Genomic DNA, 1,928 nt, shown 5'->3' with positions numbered 1-1,928 from the left:
GCCGTGCCCGCCGTCCTCGGGTCCTGGGACCGAGAACGGCGGGCACGGTTCGAGGGCCGGGCAGCCCTACGGCCTACGTACTACGGCCTCAGGGTGTGCTCCCGCTCGACCTTCTGCCGGTCGAGCTTGGCGTCGAACGGCGCCAGCGGCTTCGCCTTCGCCGCGTCCTGCTGGACGGCGGCCGGAGCGACGCCCGCCCATGCCAGGATCCGGGCCGTGGCCTTCGCCTGCTCGTCCGGGACGAGAGCGGCGACATTGGCGCCATGGTTGGCACCCGGCGCGACATACACATAGCTGTCACGCGCGCCGTGGCCGAGGCGGAAGGGCTCCGCACCCCACGGGTCGTTCTGCCCGTACACGAACAGCATCTGGTTCGCGTGCTGACGGACCCAGGAGTCGACGTCCGGCATCGTGGACGGATCGAACTTCATCGGGATGGAACGCGGTACGAAGTTCCGCGGCGGCTGGTAGCCGTAACGGCTCAGCTTGCCCAGATGCGGCTGCTTGATGTCGGGCGAACCGAGCTGGGTGCCCGCCTGGTAGTAGTACGGCGTGTAGGTCTCCAGGCCCTGGTCCGTATAGGCGGAGAAGCCGGAGATCGAGTCGATGGTGTCGTAGATCTCCTGGTCGGACGCGGTGGCCGCGACCGGGATGAACTCGCAGTCGGAGAGCAGGCTGTACTGCCAGAACGCCCAGACGAAGTCGAGCACCACGGCCTCGTACGCCTTGTCCAGCGTGCCGACGGTGGTGAAGGTGGAGCCGGTGGCGTCCGCCCACTCCTGGTACGTCTTCTCCAGCGGCTCACGCCGGACCAGCGCCTCGCGCTGCACGGCGTTGAGCTTGTCACGGCACTCCTTGGTGCCGACCCGCTCGAAGAACCGGTCGTAGGCCGAGTCCTCCTTGTTCACCACGTCGTTGGGCGCGACGTACGCGACGACGCCGTCCATGTCACGCGGATAGAAGCGCTCGAAGTACGTGGCGGTCATACCGCCCTTCGAACCGCCCGTGGAGAGCCACTTCTTGGGATAGATCTTCTTGAACGCCGAGAAGATCCGGTGCTGGTCGCTGGCGGCCTGCCAGATGTCCAGCTTCGACCAGTCGGCCGACTGCGGACGGGACGGCGTGAAGAAGCGGTACTCCATCGAGACCTGGTTGCCGTCGATGATCCGTGTCGGCTCACTGCGGCTCGGGTTGGTGGAGACGTTGTAGCCACCGGTGAAGAAGACCGTCGGCCGGCTGGTGTCCTTGTGCAGCAGGGTGACACGCTGCTGGAAGGTGCCCTTGGACGGATGACGGTGGTCTACCGGCTGGGTGTAGTTGAGAACGAAGTAGCGGTACCCCTCGTACGGCTTCTCCTGGATCAGACTCATCCCCGGGATGGCGAGGACCCGGTCCTTGATGTCGGTGGTGTCGGTGGCGGTCTGGTGGTCCGCACCCCGATCGGCGGCGGTGGCCGCACCGGCCGTGGCCACCGTGCCTATGATCAGCACGAGCGACAACAGCCATCTCAGCGCCTTGCGCATTCACACTCCCTGTGTTCATGACAGACGCCGTGAACCTAGCGGGGTGAACGCGCGACTCGCCAGTGCCGTCCCGGCAGAGATTCCGGTCGGCCGAGCTGGAAAGTCGGCCAGACCGGAGAGTCGGCCGAATCGGAGAGTCGGCCGGGCCGGAGGCTCCCGAGGACTCGCACGCGCCGCGAGGGCTCGGACCACCGCCCTCGGACCACCGCAGCGAGGGCTCAGAGCACCGCGGCCGGTTCCTCCTCGCCGAGGAAGCTGCGCCACAGCTTGGCGTACCGGCCCTCCAGCGCGAGGAGTTCCTCGTGCGTACCGTCCTCCACGACCCGGCCGTGGTCCATCACAACCACCCGGTCCGCGCGGGCCGCGGTGGTCAGCCGGTGGGCGACGACGAGTGTGGTACGGCGG

The 1,928-nt window shown here is 67.5% G+C and carries 2 protein-coding genes; both read right to left on the bottom strand.

The window, feature by feature from the left end; genetic code table 11:
• Positions 1 to 80: 80 nt before the first annotated feature.
• Complete coding sequence (locus GA0115259_RS33500) at positions 81 to 1,523, bottom strand: S28 family serine protease (RefSeq protein ID WP_093603907.1); 1,443 nt, start codon at positions 1,521 to 1,523, stop codon at positions 81 to 83.
• A gap of 218 nt (positions 1,524 to 1,741) precedes the next feature.
• Positions 1,742 to 1,928, bottom strand: a 187-nt coding sequence (locus tag GA0115259_RS33495) for a hypothetical protein (RefSeq protein WP_141716794.1), incomplete at its 5' end; no start/stop codon positions are given.

The sequence above is a fragment of the Streptomyces sp. MnatMP-M17 genome, assembly GCF_900091995.1.
Lineage (GTDB): Bacteria > Actinomycetota > Actinomycetes > Streptomycetales > Streptomycetaceae > Streptomyces.
Note: the sequence above shows the minus strand (reverse complement) of the source record. Positions and strands in the feature narration are given on the sequence as shown.

Bases quoted from the DNA above. Each gene is read 5' to 3' on its own strand.
- GA0115259_RS33500 (WP_093603907.1), bottom strand. From the start codon at position 1,523: ATGCGCAAGGCGCTGAGATGGCTGTTGTCGCTCGTGCTGATCATAGGC.